The following is an 18,134-nucleotide window of genomic DNA, read 5'->3' as shown; positions in this document are numbered from 1 at the left end:
CGGCGCTTTGGGTACAGCGCGGTATCTGGGCTACGGAGCGCGATGCGCGATGCGCGATGGCGCGCGGCGGAGCAGAGAGGAGCAGGCGATGGACGTGGGGCGGCGTTACGTTCTGGGTCCCCTCATCGGAGAGGGGGCGACGGCGTGCGTTTATGAGGCCGAGGACACCGTGCTGCGGCGCGAGGTGGCCGTGAAGGTCTTCCGCTACACGGACATCGGCGACACCCGCTCGGAGCGGGTCGACGAGGAAACCAGGATCCTGGCGTCCCTGGCCCATCCGCATCTGCTGCCGGTCTACGACTCGGGCCTGGGCGCCGACCGCCATCGCTTCATCGTGATGCCGCTCGTTCGCGGCACGACGCTGGCCCGGCTCGCGGCCCGGGGCCCGGTCGAGCCGCGGGAGGTGAAACGGATCGGGGCGGCCCTGGCCGACGCCCTGTCGCACATCCACGCCGGCGGTATCGTGCACCGCGACGTCAAGCCCGGCAACGTGCTGCTCGCCGACGACGGGACGGCGTACCTCGCGGACTTCGGCTACGCGCACGCCGCCGACAGCCCGGCGCTCACCAGCACCGACTGCGTCGTCGGCACCGCCGGCTACCTCGCGCCGGAGCAGGCGCAGGGGCTGTCGGTGACGTCCGCGACGGACGTCTACGCGCTGGGGCTGGTGCTGTTGGAGGCGCTGAGCGGCGAGCGTGCGTATCAGGGGACGCCGATGGAGCGTGCGACGGCCAACGCGCTGCGGCCGCCGCGGATACCGGCGCGGCTCGGGCCGGGGTGGATGCGGGTGCTGCGGACGCTGACGGCGAGGGACCCGGCGGTTCGGCCGGCGGCCGGGGAGGTCGGTGGGCTGTTGGCGGTGGCTGAGGACGAGCTGCCGGCGGTGAGGGCCGGCGACCACACGATGGAGCTTCCGGTGGTCGATGCTTGGGGTTCGGGCGTTGGTTCCGGCGATCCCGGGCCCGTTGCCTCGGGGCCGGGGCCGGTCGTTTCGGAACCCGTTGCCTCGGAGCCTGTCGTCGGCTCGGCCGCATCGACTCGGCGGCCGCTGGCCGCTGTCGTCGCAGCTGCGTCGACTCGGCGGCGTCTGGCGGGTATCGGCGTGGCGGCGTGTGCTGCGGTCGCCGTCGTCGGGCTGGGCGCCGACTGGCTGACCCCCGGTGCCTCGGCCGACACGCAGATTCCGGCGCCGATGACCCCCGGTGCCGGAGCGGCCGGCTCGTCGCCGGGCCCCACATCGTCTCCGGGCACCGCCGCGGTCCCTTCCGGCAGCGTTTCTGCCCGGCCGTCGACGGCGGCTGTCGTGGCGCGCACGTCGGCGTCGGTGTCGTCGTCGGCATCGGCATCGAAGAACTGCCAGGCCGACCAGGGCGACCAGGGCGACCACGGCCAGAACGGCAAGGGCCACCACAAGGACGGATGCCACCACTAAAGGAGGCCATCACATGGCAGACGCCATCGAGATCACCCTAGGCATGGCGGTCAAGGGCGACGAGGGCTTCATCGGCGAGGTGGAGCGCATCGACCTGGACCCCTCGGGCACCTTCGCCGTGCAGGTGGCCCTGCGGCCGCGGCACGAGGGAGGGATCGCGCGCCTGATACCGATGACGACGCTCGAGGTGGCGTCGGCGGCGCCGGACGGCCTGCGGCTGCGCTGCACACTGGCGGAATTCGAGCAGTTCCCACCGGCCGACGTGCAGGGCAGCCGTTGACAGGTGATTCATGTCATGTCGACCGTTTCATCCGGCGCGTGACGGTTACGAGGACGCCTCACACGATCGAGACATCCGCAGAGAGGAACCGCCATGAGCGTCGGTGACAAGGCCAAGCACGCAGCCAAGGACGCCAAGGGGAAGATCAAGGAAGCCGCCGGCAAGGCCGCCGGAAACGAGCGCATGCAGGCCGAGGGCCAGGCCGACCAGGACGAGGCCCGCGCCGCGCACGCCGCCGACAAGGCGAAGGACACTGCGAAGAACGTCGGCCAGGGCGTCAAGGGCAAGGCCAAGGAAGTGGCCGGCGCCGTCACCGACGACGACGGCATGGAGGCCAAGGGGAAGGTCGAGCAGCTGACCGCGCGGGCGAAGCAGCATCTCAACAAGTAGTGGCTTGATGCTGGATGGGCCGGCTCCGGGTGTTCGCCTGGGGCCGGCCGGCTCGCGTTTGCTGAATCTTTGAGCGCCACGTGTCGCGCTCGCGACCGTCACCCCTCAACAAATCCGCGGCAACGGATCCCCCACCAGCACATCAATGATCCGATGCCCCCCGAACCCCGTCCGCCCCAGCACCCGCCCCGGCGGCTCGGCCCGCACCTCGCCGACCAGCGCCGCGTCCGCCCCACCCGCAGTACGGCGCATCGCCTCCAGCGCCGCGTCCGCGGCCTCCGGGGCGACGAAGGCCACGAGCTTGCCCTCGTTCGCGACGTACAGCGGGTCGATGCCCAGGATCTCGCACGCCCCCGTCACCTCCGGGCGCACCGGGACGCGGTCCTCCGCGATCAGCACGCCGACCTCGGCGGCCACCGCGATCTCGTTCAGGACCGTCGCCACGCCGCCGCGCGTGGCGTCGCGCAGGCAGCGGATGTCGGGGCCGCAGGCGTCCAGCATCGCCCGCGCCACCGGCCACAGGCTGCGGGTGTCGCTGCGGACCTCGGCCTCCAGGTCCAGGTTGCCGCGGGCGAGCATGATGGCCACGCCGTGGTCGCCGATCGTGCCGGAGACCAGCACCTTGTCGCCGGGGCGCACGCGCGCCGGGTCCAGGCGCGCGTCTTCGTGCAGCACGCCGATCCCGGTCGTCGTGAGGTACATCCCGTCGCACTTGCCGCGCTCGACCACCTTGGTGTCGCCGGTCGCCACCCGGACGCCGGCCTGCGCGGCCGCGGCGGCGATCGCGCCGACCTGCTCCTGAAGCACCTCGGCCGGCAGCCCCTCCTCGAGGATCATCGCCAGCGCCAGTTCCAGCGGCCGCGCGCCGCTGACCGCGAGGTCGTTGACCGTGCCGTTGACGGCCAGATCGCCGATGGTGCCGCCGGGGAAGCTCAGCGGCCGGACCACGAACGCGTCCGTGGTGAAAGCCAGCCGCGCGCCGTCGATCGCCAGCGGTGCGGCGTCGCTGAGCGAGGACGGCGCGCTCGCCCCGAGCAGCGGCACGACCAGGCCCTCGATCAGCGCCCGGCTGGCTTTGCCGCCGGCGCCGTGCGCCATGGTGATCCGGTCGTCGCGGAAGCGCTGCGGCCGGCGCCGCATGGCCTCGATCCGCTCGCCGACTTCCTCCTCGGTGAGGACCTTCGCCATCGCTACTCCCGTCGAAGAACCATTAACCACGTATGCGGGTATCTCAAAGAACTCGGGTATCTCAGAGAACTTGCAGATCGAGCCGTTCGCGCGAGTACTGCCCGAAGTTGTAGTACGCCGCGCAGGCCCCTTCGGAGGAGACCATGCAGGTCCCGATCGGCGTCTCCGGCGTGCACGCCGTCCCGAACACCTTGCACTCCCACGGCTTGAGCACCCCCTTGAGCACCTCGCCGCACTGGCACGCCTTCGGGTCCGCGACGCGCACCCCGGGCAGCGCGTACCGCTGCTCGGCGTCGAAGCGTGCGTACGCGGAGGTGAACCGCAGCGCCGACTGGGGAATCGAGCCGAGCCCGCGCCACTCGAAGAACGGCCGCAGCTCGAAGACCCGGCTCAGCGCCTGGAGCGCCAGCTCGTTGCCGTCCCACCGGACCACGCGGCCGTACTGGTTCTCGACCTCGCTGCGGCCCTCGGCGAGCTGCTTCATGATCATGTGCACGGACTGCAGCACGTCCAACGGCTCGAACCCCGCGCACACCACCGGCTTGCCGTGCTCGCGCGCGATGAACTCGTACGGCCGGCAGCCGATGACCGTCGAGACGTGTCCGGGTCCGATGAAGGCGTCCAGCCGCAGGTCCGGCGAATCCAGGATGGCCTTGATCGCCGGGATGATCGTGACGTGGCTGCACATCACCGAGAAGTTCTCGACGCCCTCCTGCTCCGCGCGCAGCACGGTCAGCGCGGTCGACGGTGCCGTGGTCTCGAAGCCGATGGCGTAGAACACGACCTGCCGGTCCGGGTTCTCCCGCGCGATGCGCAGCGCGTCCAGCGGCGAGTACACCATGCGGATGTCGGTGCCGCGCGCGTTGGCCTCCAGGAACGAGCCGCGGCCGCCGGGCACGCGCATCATGTCGCCGAAGCAGGTGAGGATCACGCCGGGCTGCTCGGCGATCGCGATCCCGTCGTCCACGCGGCCCATCGGGATCACGCAGACCGGGCAGCCGGGGCCGTGCACGAGCTCGATGTTCTCCGGCAGCAGGTCGTGGACGCCGTAGCGGTAGATGGCGTGGGTGTGGCCGCCGCAGACCTCCATGAACTTGTAGTGCCGTCCCGGCTCGGTGAGGGCGGCGATCTGCGCGGACAGCGCACGGGCCAGATCGGGGTCGCGGTATTCGTCGACGAAGCGCATCGCGCCACTCCTGTCTTGTCAGACTTCGGACACGGGCTCTGCGGTTTCGACGGGCTCGGTCGCCAGCAGTTCGATGGCGACGCCTGCGTGTACCAAGACGCGGTCGCCGACGCCGACCCGGCCGACGAACTCCAACGCGACGCTCTCCTCGCGGCCGTCTCCGTCGCGGCACCGCGCGTCGCTCCCCGCGACCGAGACGACGGTCAGCGGCACCGCGACATCACCGCAGGTGATGCACTCGCCGTCGGCGGAGCACGCCGTGATGTCGGCGGTACCGTCGTCGACTCGCCGCGCGCTCACACCGGATCCGATTCCGCCACGGCCTGCAACTCCTCGTCGAAGGCCTGGCCCATCATCTCCAGTACGGACAGTGCCTCGGCGGCCTCCCGCTCGTCCACCTTCGACATGGCGAACCCGACGTGGATCAGCACCCAGTCGCCCGGCGCCAGCGTGCCGCGGTCCAGCAGCCCGATGTTGATCTTCCGCTTGACGCCGACCACGTCGATCACGGCCAGCTGCTCATCGGTGTCCGGCAGGATCTCGGCGACCTGCCCGGGGATGGCCAGGCACACGGTTCAACGGTCCTTTCGGAACTCGACCCACTGCAGCACCAGCTCGTCGCCGCCCTCGGTGGCGACGTCCGTGCTGTGGCAGTCCGGGCAGGTCGGCGTCGCCTCGGCGGCCTCGAACGAGGCCGGGCACGCCGCGCAGGTGGCGCGCACCGGCGAGATCTGCACCTCGGTCTGCGCGCCGGCCGCGATCCCGCCGTCGGCGACCAGCTGGAAGGACTGCTCGAACGCGGCCGGGGAGATCCGGTGCAGGGTCCCGACCAGCACGCCGATCCGGGCCACCGGCCGTCCCTCGGCACGGCGCTCCACGGCCTCCAGGACGCCGGTGCAGTAACCGATCTCGTGCATGTCACATGCTCCTGATCTTCAGGTAGCGCATGACGTCCGGGATCGAACGCACCGCCAGAACCGAGGCGGCCACCCCGATCGCGGTCAGCGCCGTCGCGCTCAGCACACCGAGTAGCTTCATGTCAGACACCTTTCGCGGTGCTCGGCTGTTGTACCGGTTTGGCGGAGATAAGCACCCGGATGGCAGACAGCGCGGTGTCGACCGCCGTGGCGACCTCCGGACTCAGCCCGATGCCCTCGTCGACGTCGCGCGGTTCGCAGCCGACCACGTGCGTGCGCGGCGGCAGCCGGCCGCCGAGCGTGCCGAGGCTGGCCAGGACCGAGACCGGGTTCATGCCGTGCGCGTCGAACTCGCCGTCGCCGAGGTCCGCCTCGCCGACCTCCAGGACGGTGACGTCCCCCGGCGCGCCGCCGTGCGGCAGGGCGTCGACGATCACCAGGGCGTCGTACCCGTCGAGGAGGTCGAAAGCCAGGTGCATGCCGCGGATGCCGTAGTCGACCACGGTCACGCCCTCGGGCAGCGGCTCGGCGGCCAGCCGCCGGGCGGCCTCGGAACCGAAGCCGTCGTCGCCGAGGAAGACGTTGCCGATCCCGGCCACCAGGACGCGCGGGCTCATCGCAGGGGCTCCAGTTCGTCGGGGGCGAAGTAGTGATAGCGGCCGTACCAGGCGTGCAGGTCGTGGCCGGGGTCGGCGTCGAGGGTGACGGCGACGTGCGTGCCCCCGTCGACGTCGTGCAGGACGGCGGTCACGGTGGCGTTCTGGCCATCGAGGAACATGTCCTGGGCGTCGGCGCGGCGCAGGGGGCGCAGGCGGACGCTGCTGCCTTTGCGCACGGTGACGCCGGCGACGAGGACGGCGTCGTGTTCGGGCGTGACGGACGCGTCGGCGGCCGGGTCCCACCAGGGGGTGTCGGTGGTGATGACGGTGGCGGGGGTGTCGGCGGAGTCGCGCACCGTCCCGTGCAACCCGGCGAGCGCCTCATCGGTCATGGTGTCGCAACGGTCGATGATCTCGGCGGCGCGCGGATCGGTGCCCCGCGCCTGGGCCTTCTCGTCGTCGGTCAGGGTCCGCACGCGCAGTGCCAGCATCTCGTCGATCTCCGTGGCATCGAAGAAATCCCCAGCGCTCTCCGGTGCGACGACGGGCCGGTCGGACAGGATGATCGGCGACACGAGCGCCATGTCGTCCGGGCCGCCCTCGGCCCCGAGCAGCACCGGCCACCAGCGGTGATGCTCACACGCCGCCGAGGCGCCGGCCGCCCACGCCGGGGGATCGGTCGGGGACAGAAAGCGGCCGCCGCGGACGCGCGCCACGAGGTGGGCTCCGGCGAAGGAGGCGCGCGCGGCGATGTCCCGGGCGGCGGTGCGGGGGGCCTGACCTGCCTGCCCTGCCTGACCCGCCTGACCTGCCTGACCTGCCGGGCCTGCCTCGCCTGCTTGACCTGCTTGACCTGCATGGCCTGCATGGTCTGCCGGGCCTGCCTCACCTGCTTGCCTTGCTTGCCTTGCTTGCCCTGCTTGGCTTGCCGGGCCTGCCGGGCCTGCCGGGCCTGCCGGGCTTGCTTGGCCTGTCCCGGCGGCCGAGCCGGGGTCCCAGCGCCCCAGGTTCTCCACCTCGATGTCGACCGCCACGAGCGGCTGCTCCGCGTCGATGCTCCGCACCGTGACGCGCACCTGCGCGCTCAGCGGTTCGCGCGTGCGCACCAGACGCCCGGCGAGTCGGCCGGCGTCGTACAGCAGCTCGGTCTCCTCGCCGCCCGCGATCGCGATGGGGAACACCGCGTCGTCGGTGATACCGGCGATCGGCACCTCGCGGACGATCGCCTCGTGCCAGGGCACCCACTGCGCGTCGTGGATGTGCAGGGCGTGGACCGGCTCGAACCCTGATCCGGTCGCCCGCTCGACGGCCCGGAACTGCGGGTGCAGGAAGCGCAGTGTCAGGTCGATCCCGAACTCCGCCCCGGGCCGCACCTCCGGCGCGACCAACAGCGAGGTCCGCGCGCCGCACTCCTCCCCGACCCCCGCCTCGACCGCGCCGACCGGCCCGAGCATCCCGAACTGCCAGCGGAGCTGGTTCTTCGCCGACGTCGACCGATACGGATACAGGATGTAGCCCTCGAACAGGATGGCGTCGGCCACCCGGCGCGCGTCGGCCAGGCGCGGTTCGTCCCGGGGCTCGGCGTCTGGTGCGGCGGTGCGGGTGTGGCCGGTCATCGCGAACCCTCCAGTTCCTCGGCCGGCAGCAGCTCGGCGAACACCCGGTCCCAGCTGATCAGGCCACGCTCGGTCCGATACGTGCCGAGTCGTCGCAACGTGTCGCGGTCCAGCCGGATCCAGCCGCTGTTCGGGAAGTGGGCGTCCATCAGCTCGCGCCACACGCGGATCGGCATGCGGTATCCGGCCTCCAGATGCCACGGGATCTGCTCCACCCCGAAGCCGGACTCGCCGCGCGTGAAGACCGTGCCGCTGAACTGGAAGCTCAGCGGCACCTCGCCGTCGCCGAGCGCCTGGAGATACTTGGCCGCGGCCACCTCGAAGTCGTACGTGCACGGCAGCGGCAGATCGACGTCGACCGCATCCGTGAACCCCGGCACCATCACAGAGGTCTGCGTCCACAGCAGAGGCTTGAGAGTCTCGCCCCACCGGGACGCGACGCCGAACAGGTCGGCCAGATCGGTCTTCTCCGCAGGCTCGTAGGCGCGACGCTGCGGTTCGATACGTACCTGGCAGCGGAGCGCGATCGCATGGATGCGCTCGCCGCCGGCCTCGGTGATGCGCAGCCGCACGGTCAGATTCGGCGCGGCGGCGTGCGGCTCGGGCTTGACGTCCAGGACCGTGAAAGCGAGTTCGGACACTGCTATCGCACCGCCTTGCGCTCGACATCAGCGAAGAACTCCGCGACGCGCGCGTGGGCCTCGGAACCGCCGTCGAAGCCGCGCCACAGCGTCCGCAGATGCCCCACGAGCGCGTAGCACACGTCGATCGGGACGACGAACCGCTCGAAGCCGCCGTCCTGCGCCCGGATCAGCACCGCCTCCACATCAGGCGCGGCCCCGGCGAACGCCTCGGACACCTCGACCGACAGGTCCGCCTCGGTGACGCCGGCCGGCCCGGGATAGCAGACGACGGCGCGGTCCTGCCGCGAGTTGCGGAAGACGAACGCCAGGCCGACCGGCACCTCCAGGCTGTCCCACTCGGTCCGCGACAGCGCCGGAAGCGCGGCGTACCGCTCGGGCACGGTGCGGTAGGCCAGCGCGGCTTCCGGATACTCGAACAGCAGCGAGCACGGACGGCACGCGCACAGCAGCGCGCGGCTGTCCAGGTTCACGACGTGGCGGTGCTCGGGCGGCACCGGCGTCGCGCACAGCTCGCAGCGTTCGAGGACAGTCGGCGCCACATCGCTGGCCTGCTCCGGTGCGGATCCGGTTGCCCGGACGCGCCGCAGCACGCCCAGCGGATCGGCCCGCCGCTCGACAGTGGCGCGGCTCATGTCCGCACCGCCGCCCGCTTCGGCATCAGCGTCTCCAACGGGATGAAAGCCGGCGCCCCGGATTGCGCCGCTTCCGCTTCAACGTGGACGTCGGCATCCGGCGCCGCCTCCTCAACAGCCGCGCGCACCATGTCGACAACCGCCCCCGACCCACAACCCGACGCGGCCACGCTCACCCGAACCATCCCGTCGTCCGACATCGTCGCGACAGCCTCAGCACTGTGCCGTTCCAGACGCAGCGCCGCGAGCGCGCGCTCCACTCGTTCCTGAACGCTGTACGGATGCAGCCCGTGCACCAGCAGCAGACTCCCGACCAGCCGATCGTCGGCGAGCCGCGCGAGCAGGTCGTCGCTCAGCGACCCGGCGTCATCGGCGAGGCTGAGCACCCGCTCCAACACCTCGCCGTAGAGGTCCGTGAGCAGACGCACCAGTTCCCGCGCGTCCTCCCGGGCCACCGGACTCTCCGGCGCCCCGCCTTCCAACACCCGCTCCAACCGCTCGCCGACCTCGACCAGCCGGTCCGGCGCGGCACCCGCCGCACCCGCCGTACCGGCCGCACTCGCCGCGCCCTCCGCCCGCGCCGTCACTCCGGCGACGCCATCGTCGGCGTGTGCAGCTTCTGCAACGTCTTCCCACCACCGAGGTACATGTGCACCCCGCACGGCAGACACGGGTCGAAGCTCCGCACGGTGCGCATGATGTCGATGCCCTTGAACGCATCGCCCTTGTTCTCCTCGAACAACGGCTGGTCCTGCACCGCGTCCTCATACGGCCCCGGCGTCCCGTACGAGTCGCGCGGGCTGGCGTTCCACGGCGTCGGCGGGTACGGGTGGTAGTTCGCGATCTTCCCGTCCCGGATGACCATGTGGTGCGACAGCACGCCGCGCACCGCCTCGGTGAAGCCGCAGCTGATCGCCTCGTCCGGCACCTCGAACTTCTCCCAGGTCTTGGTGCGCCCGGCGCGGATCTCCTCCAGCGCCTTCTCGGCGAAGTGCAGCGCGCACGCGGCCGCGTAGGCCTGGAAATAGGTCCGCGCCCGGTTCCGTTCGAGGGTGTTGCTCCACTTCGGGATCTTCCACTCGAACGTGACCGGCGGCTTCAGCGCGGTCTTCGGCAGCTCGATCACGACACTGTGACCGGTGGCCTTGACGTATCCGATGTCCACGAGTCCGGACAGCGCCGTCGACCACAGCCGCGCGATCGGCCCGCCGCCGGTGTCCAGCGCCAGGTAGTCCTTGCCGTCGTACCAGCGCGGCGACATCACCCAGCTGTACTTGTCCTCCAGGTCCCGCTTGGCCGGCCGCGGGTTCGTGTGCTGGTTCCACGGGTGCCGCGGATCCACCGGGTTGCCCAGCGGGTCGTGCGTGACGAAGACCTCCTGGTCCTTCCAGTCCTCGTAGTACGAGCTGCCGAGCAGGATCCTGATGCCGAGGTTGATGTCCACCAGGTCGTTGGTGACCAGCTTGCCGTCGACCACGACGCCCGGCGTGACGAACATCTTGCGACCCCAGTCGCTCATGTCCGCGTAGGAGAAGTTGCAGTACTCCGGGTCCTGGAACGAGCCCCAGCAGCCCAGCAACGTCCGGCGCAGCCCGACGTTCTCGTACCCGGGCAGCGCCTCGTAGAAGAAGTCGAACAGGTCGTCGTGCATCGGCACGACCGCCTTCATGAACTCCACGTAGCGCATCAGGCGGGACATGTAGTCCGTCATCAGCTGGATGGTCGCGACCGTGCCCACGCCGCCGGCGTACAGCGTCGAGGGGTGGACGTGCCGGCCTTCCATCAGGCAGAACATCTCCCGCGTGGACCGGCTGACCTGCAGCGCCTCGCGGTAGAACTCGCCGCTGAACGGGTTCAGGGCGCGCATGATGTCCGCGATCGTCTTGTAGCCGTGCGCGTCGGCGTGCGGCGCCGGGGTGTTCTCCGCCTTGGCCAGCACCGAGGGGTTGGTCTCCTTGACCATCCGCTCGCAGTAGTCCACGCCGACCAGGTTCTCCTGGAAGATGTTGTGGTCGAACATGTACTCCGCGGCCTCGCCGAGGTTCACGATCCACTCGCCGAGGTGCGGCGGCTTCACGCCGTAGGCCATGTTCTGCGCGTAGCAGGAGCAGGTGGCGTGGTTGTCGCCGCAGATGCCGCAGATGCGGCTGGTGATGAAGTGCGCGTCGCGCGGGTCCTTGCCCTTCATGAACAGGCTGTAGCCGCGGAAGATCGACGAGGTGCTGTGGCACTCCGGCACCGTCATGTTCTTGAAGTCGATCTTCGTGTAGATGCCCAGGCTCCCGACGATCCGGGTGATGGGGTCCCAGGCCATTTCCACGAGGCCGTCGGCGGAGGCTTTGGCGCGCTTGTTCGTGGTGGCGGTCATGTGGTTCGTCCCCTCGGGGGTCGTCCGGGTTTTCGGGATGGAGTCGGGATCGGAGTCGGGATCTTCGGGATGGAGTCGTCGTGGAACTCCGGCCGCCTACCAGGTGCGCTTCGCGCCGGTGGTCAGCTTCTCGCCGGTGTGCCGCCACTTCGGCTCGTGGTCGGCGCTGTCCTCGGTGAAGTGGCGCAACTTGCGGATCACCTTCCCGTAGGCGCCGGAGGCCAGGGTCGACACGGTCGCGCCGGGCGGCTCGTCCATGAATGGCATGAACTTGTCCGGGAAGCCGGGCATCGTGCACCCGATGCAGATCCCGCCGACGTTCGGGCAGCCGCCGACGCCGTTGATCCAGCCGCGCTTGGGCACGTTGCAGTGCACGACCGGCCCCCAGCAGCCCAGCTTCACCAGGCAGGTCGGGGTGCCGTACTCGCTGGCGAACTGGCCCTGCTCGTAGTAGCCGCCGCGGTCGCAGCCCTCGTGCACGGTCGCGCCGAACAGCCACTGCGGGCGCAGCTTGTCGTCCAGCGGGATCATCGGCGCCTGGCCGGTGGCCTGGTACAGCAGGTAGGTGATGGTCTCGCTCAGGTTGTCCGGCTGGATCGGGCAGCCCGGCACGCACACGATCGGGATGTCGGCCTTGGACTTCCAGTCCCAGCCCAGGAAGTCCGGGACGCCCATCGCCCCGGTCGGGTTGCCGGACATCGCGTGGATGCCGCCGTAGGTCGCGCACGTCCCGACGGCCAGCACCACGGTGGCCTTCGGGGCCAGCCGCGTCACCCATTCGGCGGTGGTGATCGGCTGACCGGTCCGCGGGTCGGTGCCGAACGCGGCCCAGTAGCCCTCGTCCTTGATCGCCTCGTTCGGGATCGAGCCCTCGACCACCAGCACGAACGGCTCCAACTCGCCGCGGTCGGCCTTCCAGAACCACTCCAGGAAGTCGTCCGCGCCGCCGGTCGGGCCGCACTCGTAGTCGATCAGCGGCCAGTGCACCGCCACTTTCGGCAGCCCGGGAAGCGCCCCGAGCGCGATCTCCTCGATGCTCGGCTGGGTGGCCGCCGTCAGGGCGACCGAGTCCCCGTCGCAGCTGAGTCCGGCGTTGATCCAGAGCACGTGGACCAGGGTGTCCTCGGCGAGGACTGCTTCGGCTGTCGGCATGATCGCCTCCGGTTCGCAAAGACGGTCCGTGCCCGGCACGGACCGACGCGAGGTCCAAGCTACGAAGGTTCGGGGTGGTTCGCCCGCTATTGATAGACCATGAGGATCACCGCCGGCGGGTTCGGAAAACCGGAAATGACGCGGATCCGCGTCCGCGTCGAAGGGGTCGTGCAGGGCGTCGGGTTCCGGCCGTTCGTGTACGGCATGGCGTCCCGCCTGGGCCTGGCCGGGTTCGTCGGCAACGACGGCCGGGGCGTGCTGATCGAGGCGGAGGGAGAGGCGGCGGCGCTGGACTGTTTGGTGGACGCGCTGTCCTCGCAGGCGCCGCCGCTGGCTCGGGTCGAGCGCGTGATCGTCGAGCGTGTCGACATCGACCCGGCCGCCGGCACCGGCCACGGCGGCTTCGCGATCTCGGCCAGCGACCCGTCCGGTTCGCGGACCGTGCTGGTGGCCCCGGACACCGCCACCTGCGCCGACTGCCTGACGGAGCTCGCCGACCCTGGCGACCGGCGGCACGGCTACGCGTTCACGAACTGCACCAACTGCGGGCCTCGCTACACCATTGTCCGCGAGCTGCCTTACGACCGGCCGGGGACGACGATGGCGGCGTTCGCGCTGTGCGAGCCGTGCGAGCGCGAGTACCGGGACCCGCTGGACCGGCGTTTCCACGCGCAACCTGTCTGCTGCCCCGACTGTGGGCCGCGGTTGCGGCTGGTCTCCGCCGACAGCGCACTACTGCCCGGCGACCCCGTGGCGCGCGCTGCCGGCCTCCTCACTGACGGCGCGATCGTCGCGATCAAAGGGCTGGGCGGCTACCACCTCGCCGTCTCCGCGTCGAACGAGGAAGCCGTCAGTACCCTGAGGAGCCGCAAACACCGCGAGGAACGGCCGTTGGCGCTGATGGTGCCCGACGTCGAGGCCGCCCGGCGGCTGTGCGTGATCGACGACGTCGAGGAGGCGCTGCTGCTCGACATCGCGCGGCCGATCGTGCTGCTGGAACGCCGTCCCGACGCTCGCGTCGCCGCCTCCGTGGCGCCCGGCCAGCGCGGTCTCGGCGTGCTGCTGCCCTACTCGCCGCTGCACCACCTGCTCGCTGCGGCCCACCCCGAACCGCTGGTCATGACCAGCGGCAACGTGTCCAGCGAACCCATCGCCTACCGCGACGACGACGCCCTGAACCGCCTCGCGGGCATCGCGGACGCGTTCCTGATCCACGACCGCGCCATCCACACCCGCGTCGACGACTCCGTACTACGCGCCAGCCGGGGCGGACCACTACCGATCAGGCGCTCCCGGGGGTTCGCACCGGCGCCGCTGACGTTGCCGTGGGAGTTCCCGCGCCACGTCCTGGCCTGCGGTCCCGAGCTGAAGAACACCTTCTGCCTGGCCCGCGATCGGCACGCCTTCGTGTCCCATCACATCGGCGACCTGGAGAACCACGAGACGCTCCAGTCCTTCACCGAGGGGATCGAACACTTCCGGCGGCTGTTCTCCGTCGCGCCGGAAGTCGTGGTCCATGATCTGCACCCTGAGTACCTGTCGACCAAGTACGCGCTCGAATGCGACGCCGAGCTGCTGGGCGTCCAGCACCACCACGCGCACATCGCGTCGTGCCTGGCGGACAACGAGGTCGCCGGCCCGGTCATCGGGGTCGCCTTCGACGGGCTCGGCATGGGAACGGACGGCACGTTGTGGGGCGGTGAGTTCCTGGTCGCGGACCTGACCGGGTTCACGCGCGCCGCGCATCTGGCGCCGGTGGCGATGCCCGGCGGGGCGCGCGCCGTGCGCGAACCCTGGCGGATGGCCGCCGCGTATCTCGACGCCGTGTTCGGATCGCAGTGGCCCGACACGCCGACCCTGAAAGCCTTCCGGGCCCGGCACGACACCCGACTCGACCAGGTGCGGAGCATGGCGCGCGCCGGTTTGAACTCGCCCCTGACCTCGAGTGCCGGGCGGTTGTTCGACGCGGTCGCGGCGCTGGCCGGGGTGCGGGACGCGGTTTCGTACGAGGGCCAGGCGGCGATCGAGTTCGAGCAGCTGGCCGATCGCTCCGAGACCGGTCGCTACGGCGCGCGGATCGAGGCGTCGATCGCGCTGTTGGTCCACGGCGCGGACCTGGTCACCGCCGCGCTGGCCGACCTCGGCGCCGGGGTCGCGGTGCCGGTCGTCGCGGCGCGTTTCCACAACGGTCTGGCGGCGGTGGTCGTCGAGGTCTGCGAACGGCTGCGGCGCGACACCGGGCTGGCCGTGGTCGCGCTGTCGGGCGGCGTGTTCCAGAACGTGCTGCTGGTCGAGCGGTGTGTCGCGGGGCTGGAGAGGGCCGGGTTCAGCGTTCTGACCCATCGTCGGGTTCCGCCGAACGACGGCGGGATCAGCCTCGGTCAGGCCGCGGTGTGCGGGGCTCGGGACCGGCTGAGCTGCGGATGAACTCGCCGGCTCGGTTGCGGGCTCGGGTTGTGGGCCAGGTTGTGGGCCGGGTTGTGGGCTCAGTTTTGGGCGAGCTCGGCCTGCACCAGCTCCCACAGCACGTGGTACAGCGTCGTCTGGATCTCCTGGATCCGGTGGACCGAGGCGGACGGGACCGCGAACAGGTGGTCGACCAGGCCCGGCTCGGCCATCCGGCCGCCGTCGTAGCCGGCGAAGCCGACGGTCGTCATCCCGCTCTTGCGCGCGGCGGCCAGCGCGGCCAGCACGTTGGCCGAGCCGCCGCTGGTGGAGACCGCGACGGCGATGTCGCCGGGGCGGCCGACGGCCTGGAGCTGGCGGGCGAAGACCACGTCGAAGCCGATGTCGTTGGACAGGGCCGTGAGGACCGCGGTGTCGTTCGTCAGGCACAGCGCGGGCCGGGCCGTCGCGCCGGGGCCCGGATCGAGGAAGGTGTGGACGACGTCCTGGGCGTCGGAGCTGCTGCCGCCGTTGCCGAACGCCAGCAGCGTGGCGCCTTCGGCGAAGCCGCGAGCCAACGCTTGCGCGCAGGCCGCGAGGTTCTGCGCCTCCGCGACTCCGGTGGCGCGTCGGAGGTCGACGATCTCGGCGATCTTCGCTCGGGCCGAGGCGGCGACCTCGGCGGTCAGCTCGGTGACGGACGCTTCGCCGGAGTAGAGGAAGGGGTAGAGGCCTGTGATGCCCTCGCCGACCGGTTCGGCGCTTTGCGCGGGGTCGGCGGCGTGCGGCTGCTCCAGGAAGGCATGCGTCAGCTCCCACAGCAGGTGGTAGAAGGTGACGTGTCCTTCTTTGACGATGCGGGGGTCGTCGGATTGCACGGTGAGGCAGTGGTCTGCGAGCGCGTCTCTGACGATCTTCCCGCCGGTGCCGGTGCCGGTGCCGGTGCCGGTGCCGGTGCCGGTGCCGCTGCCGCTGCCGACCAAGGCGACCGTGGTCATCCCGAGTTCGCGAGCTGCCAGCAGAGCGTTGGCCACCGCTGGGCACTCGCCGTCCCCTGAGATCCCCAAAGCGATGTCAGCCGGCCGCCCGAGCACCCGCAGCTGGTGCGCGAACACCGCTTCGAGCCCTGCGGCGCCGGCCAGCCCGGTGACCGTCGCCGAGTCCGCGGCCAGCGAGAACGCCGGCAGCGCGCGCTTGCCCACGATCACCGGGTGCACGAACTCGACCGAGACGTGCTGCGCGTCGGTGGCCGCCGTTCCGGTGCCGAACACCAACAGCCGACCGCCGCCCCGGAAGGCTCGCGCCATGGCCAGGCACACCTTGGCGACGGCGTCGGCCGAGCCGGAGAGCCCGGCGATCGGCTCGACGCGGCGAGCGAAGGCTGCGGAGATGAACTCATCTGACTTATCCGGCGAATCGGTCACCATGGTCAACGACCATAGCGGCCCGGATTCTCCTCACCGGCCCGGAGCCACTTCGCCGCGCCAGGCGCCGGTCTCGGTGTTGCGCTCCTCGATGAAGCTCTTGAACCGCGCGGCGTCGACCTTGACCTGCATGGTGTCCAGGCCCACGGCGCTGCCGACGGTCTCGGCCAGACCCTGCGGTTCCCAGGCGAGCTCGACGGTCACCCGGGTGTGCCGGTCGTCCAGGCGCTCGAAGCTGACGTTGCCGGCCTGCTGGATGTCGCCGCCGACGGTCTGCCAGCGGATCAGCTGGTCGGGAAGCTGCTCGGTGATCACGGTCTCGAACTCCCGCCGGACGCCCCCGACCTCAATGGTCCAGTGGTTGTGCAGGTCGTCGAGCTGGCGGACCGCTGCGACCCCGCTCATGAAATGCGGGAAGGACTCGAACTGGGTCCACTGGTTGTAGGCGGTGCTGACCGGGACGTCGACCTCGACGGTGGCTTCGACGGTGCTCATGGATCTGCTCCTCTCCACCGGCGGCGGTGCTTGGCGCGCCGCAGCCGGAACGGTGAAGCGTCCGGCTGCCCGACCTGCGGGGAGTCAAACAGCCCCTTCTCAGGCGGCGGGTATCGGCTTGCCGAGCATGGTGCACACCGCTGCGTTCGTGAGCTGCTGATAGTCCGCGGCGGTCTTCGGGTCGGCGACGCCGAAGATCGTGGTCGTGATGATCGCGACGGTGTGCCTGCCGGTCGCGTCGGTGTACATCTGGCTGGAGTAGCCGGGGGCCTGGCCGTCGTGGCCCCAGACGGTGCCGCAGGGGAAGACGACCTTGCGCAGGCCCAGGCCGTAGCCGTCGCCGCCGGGGTTGGCCGGGTCCTCGGGGATTGTGGCGCGCATTTCCTGGAGCTCGGCCTTCGGGAGGAGTTTGCCGGACATCAGGGCGCTGTCGAAGCGGGCCCAGTCGTCGGCGGTGGAGACGATGCCGCCCGCCGCCCACAGGCTGCTGGGGTTGATCGCGGTGACGTTGACGAAGTCGCCTCGGGCCGGGCCGGTGAAGGAGGTGCCGGCCGGCACGCCCGGCGGCAGGTACGGGGCCAGGTCGGCGGCGTCGGGCTCGTAGCCGTGGGCCAGGTCGGGGTCGGTGTGGTGTGCGCTGGCGAGGTAGGTGTCGTGCAGGCCCAGGGGTCGCGCGATGTCGTTCTGGAGCAGGTCGGCCAGGCTGTGGCCGGTGGCCTTTTGGAGGATCAGGCCGAGCGCTATGTAGTTGGTGTTGCTGTAGGAGAACTGCGCGCCTGGTGCGAACAGTGCGGGGTGCGCGACGCCGGCGGCCAGCAGTTCTTGCGGGGTCCAGTCGTGCGGGTTCTGGCCGACGAAGGAGGCCAGGACGGCGGGGTCGTCCAGGTAGTTGTACAGGCCGCTGGTGTGGTTCAGCAGCATCCTGACGGTGATGGCCGAGCCGTTCGGGATCTGGCCGGGCAGTGATTTCTCGACCGGGTCGGTCAGGGCGATCCGGTGCTGTGCGACCTGCTGGAGGACCAGAGTCGCGACCATGGTCTTGGTGTTGGAGCCCATGCGGACGCGGTCGTCGGCGTCGAGTCGGCCGTCGGCGCGGGTGAAGGGTGCCTGGCGGGCGATCTCGATCGGCTGCGTTCCGGTGCCGCCGAGGCGGACCACGATGCCGGGCGCGCCGTCGTGCACGACCTGATCGGCGAGCTTCGCGAGCTGCTTCGTGCCGGCTGCAGGGGCGGCGGTTGCGGCCGTCGCGGTCGTTGCGGTAGCCGCGGTCACGGCGGCGGCCAGGACGAGGACGGAGGCGGCGGCTCGGCGACGGCTTTTGGCGGTCCGCAAGTACTCGGACATGGTGACGGATCCCTTCGAGAAGACGAGTTCTCAGACAGGTCCAGCGTGTCGTTCGGGGGCTCACGAAACAGTGGGCCCAGAC

The 18,134-nt window shown here is 70.8% G+C and carries 19 protein-coding genes; 4 read left to right on the top strand and 15 right to left on the bottom strand.

Going from position 1 to position 18,134, the window contains the following annotated elements; genetic code table 11:
• The first annotated feature begins 88 nt into the window (after positions 1-88).
• From ABH920_RS30575 to ABH920_RS30565, 3 genes are all read left to right on the top strand, one after another.
• Entirely contained in the window at positions 89-1,432 is a 1,344-nt protein-coding gene (locus tag ABH920_RS30575; RefSeq protein WP_370352650.1) for a protein kinase, read from the top strand.
• Between the two features lie 13 nt (positions 1,433-1,445).
• Positions 1,446-1,712: a hypothetical protein gene (locus ABH920_RS30570; protein ID WP_370352649.1), complete on the top strand. Its 267-nt coding sequence runs from the start codon at positions 1,446-1,448 to the stop codon at positions 1,710-1,712.
• 93 nt (positions 1,713-1,805) lie between these two features.
• Positions 1,806-2,102, top strand: a complete 297-nt coding sequence (locus ABH920_RS30565) for a CsbD family protein (RefSeq protein ID WP_370352648.1) — start codon at positions 1,806-1,808, stop codon at positions 2,100-2,102.
• Positions 2,103-2,207: 105 nt separating this feature from the next.
• On the opposite strand, the gene hypE is transcribed toward ABH920_RS30565, so the two are convergent.
• From hypE to ABH920_RS30505, 12 genes are all read right to left on the bottom strand, one after another.
• The gene (gene hypE, locus ABH920_RS30560; RefSeq protein ID WP_370352647.1) at positions 2,208-3,290 is read right to left on the bottom strand and encodes a hydrogenase expression/formation protein HypE; all 1,083 of its coding nucleotides are present in this window, start codon (positions 3,288-3,290) and stop codon (positions 2,208-2,210) included.
• A gap of 61 nt (positions 3,291-3,351) precedes the next feature.
• Positions 3,352-4,476, bottom strand: coding sequence for a hydrogenase formation protein HypD (gene hypD / locus ABH920_RS30555; RefSeq protein ID WP_370352646.1), 1,125 nt, complete (start codon positions 4,474-4,476; stop codon positions 3,352-3,354).
• Between the two features lie 18 nt (positions 4,477-4,494).
• On the bottom strand, positions 4,495-4,776 hold the full coding sequence (locus ABH920_RS30550; protein ID WP_370352645.1) for a HypC/HybG/HupF family hydrogenase formation chaperone: 282 nt from the start codon (positions 4,774-4,776) through the stop codon (positions 4,495-4,497).
• The gene (locus tag ABH920_RS30545) at positions 4,773-5,048 is read right to left on the bottom strand and encodes a HypC/HybG/HupF family hydrogenase formation chaperone (protein WP_370352644.1); all 276 of its coding nucleotides are present in this window, start codon (positions 5,046-5,048) and stop codon (positions 4,773-4,775) included. Before ABH920_RS30545 ends, ABH920_RS30550 begins: the two co-directional genes overlap by 4 nt.
• A gap of 3 nt (positions 5,049-5,051) precedes the next feature.
• Entirely contained in the window at positions 5,052-5,393 is a 342-nt protein-coding gene (locus ABH920_RS30540) for a hydrogenase maturation nickel metallochaperone HypA (RefSeq protein WP_370352643.1), read from the bottom strand.
• A 122-nt stretch (positions 5,394-5,515) separates the two neighbouring features.
• A complete protein-coding gene (locus tag ABH920_RS30535) occupies positions 5,516-6,010 on the bottom strand; it encodes a hydrogenase maturation protease (RefSeq protein ID WP_370352642.1) in 495 nt (164 codons plus the stop codon).
• The gene (locus ABH920_RS30530) at positions 6,007-7,608 is read right to left on the bottom strand and encodes a hypothetical protein (RefSeq protein ID WP_370352641.1); all 1,602 of its coding nucleotides are present in this window, start codon (positions 7,606-7,608) and stop codon (positions 6,007-6,009) included. The genes ABH920_RS30535 and ABH920_RS30530 overlap by 4 nt, the downstream gene beginning before the upstream one ends.
• Complete coding sequence (locus ABH920_RS30525) at positions 7,605-8,249, bottom strand: DUF6084 family protein (protein ID WP_370352640.1); 645 nt, start codon at positions 8,247-8,249, stop codon at positions 7,605-7,607. The genes ABH920_RS30530 and ABH920_RS30525 overlap by 4 nt, the downstream gene beginning before the upstream one ends.
• A 2-nt stretch (positions 8,250-8,251) precedes the next feature.
• Positions 8,252-8,884 carry a DUF5947 family protein gene (locus tag ABH920_RS30520; RefSeq protein WP_370352639.1) on the bottom strand — a complete coding sequence of 211 codons (633 nt, stop codon included), beginning with the start codon at positions 8,882-8,884 and terminating at the stop codon, positions 8,252-8,254.
• Positions 8,881-9,471: a NifU family protein gene (locus ABH920_RS30515; protein WP_370352638.1), complete on the bottom strand. Its 591-nt coding sequence runs from the start codon at positions 9,469-9,471 to the stop codon at positions 8,881-8,883. The genes ABH920_RS30520 and ABH920_RS30515 overlap by 4 nt, the downstream gene beginning before the upstream one ends.
• A complete protein-coding gene (locus ABH920_RS30510; RefSeq protein ID WP_370352637.1) occupies positions 9,468-11,252 on the bottom strand; it encodes a nickel-dependent hydrogenase large subunit in 1,785 nt (594 codons plus the stop codon). The genes ABH920_RS30515 and ABH920_RS30510 overlap by 4 nt, the downstream gene beginning before the upstream one ends.
• A 96-nt stretch (positions 11,253-11,348) precedes the next feature.
• Positions 11,349-12,404 carry a hydrogenase expression protein HypE gene (locus ABH920_RS30505; RefSeq protein WP_370352636.1) on the bottom strand — a complete coding sequence of 352 codons (1,056 nt, stop codon included), beginning with the start codon at positions 12,402-12,404 and terminating at the stop codon, positions 11,349-11,351.
• 99 nt (positions 12,405-12,503) lie between these two features.
• Between ABH920_RS30505 and hypF the strand changes: the two genes are divergently transcribed.
• Positions 12,504-14,831 carry a carbamoyltransferase HypF gene (hypF, locus tag ABH920_RS30500; protein WP_370352635.1) on the top strand — a complete coding sequence of 776 codons (2,328 nt, stop codon included), beginning with the start codon at positions 12,504-12,506 and terminating at the stop codon, positions 14,829-14,831.
• Positions 14,832-14,890: 59 nt separating this feature from the next.
• Here the strand turns inward: hypF and ABH920_RS30495 are convergent, their stop codons facing one another.
• The 3 genes from ABH920_RS30495 to ABH920_RS30485 all read right to left on the bottom strand — a co-directional run bounded on the left by ABH920_RS30495 (position 14,891) and on the right by ABH920_RS30485 (position 18,052).
• Positions 14,891-16,216, bottom strand: coding sequence for an SIS domain-containing protein (locus tag ABH920_RS30495; protein ID WP_370352634.1), 1,326 nt, complete (start codon positions 16,214-16,216; stop codon positions 14,891-14,893).
• 30 nt (positions 16,217-16,246) lie between these two features.
• Positions 16,247-16,708 carry an SRPBCC family protein gene (locus ABH920_RS30490; RefSeq protein WP_370352633.1) on the bottom strand — a complete coding sequence of 154 codons (462 nt, stop codon included), beginning with the start codon at positions 16,706-16,708 and terminating at the stop codon, positions 16,247-16,249.
• 99 nt (positions 16,709-16,807) lie between these two features.
• Positions 16,808-18,052 (bottom strand): serine hydrolase domain-containing protein, encoded by a 1,245-nt coding sequence (locus ABH920_RS30485; protein ID WP_370352632.1) that lies wholly within the window; start codon positions 18,050-18,052, stop codon positions 16,808-16,810.
• Between the last annotated feature and the right edge of the window lie 82 nt (positions 18,053-18,134).

Source organism: Catenulispora sp. EB89 (assembly GCF_041261445.1).
Lineage (GTDB): Bacteria > Actinomycetota > Actinomycetes > Streptomycetales > Catenulisporaceae > Catenulispora.
This window is presented reverse-complemented; position numbering and strand designations above follow the sequence as displayed.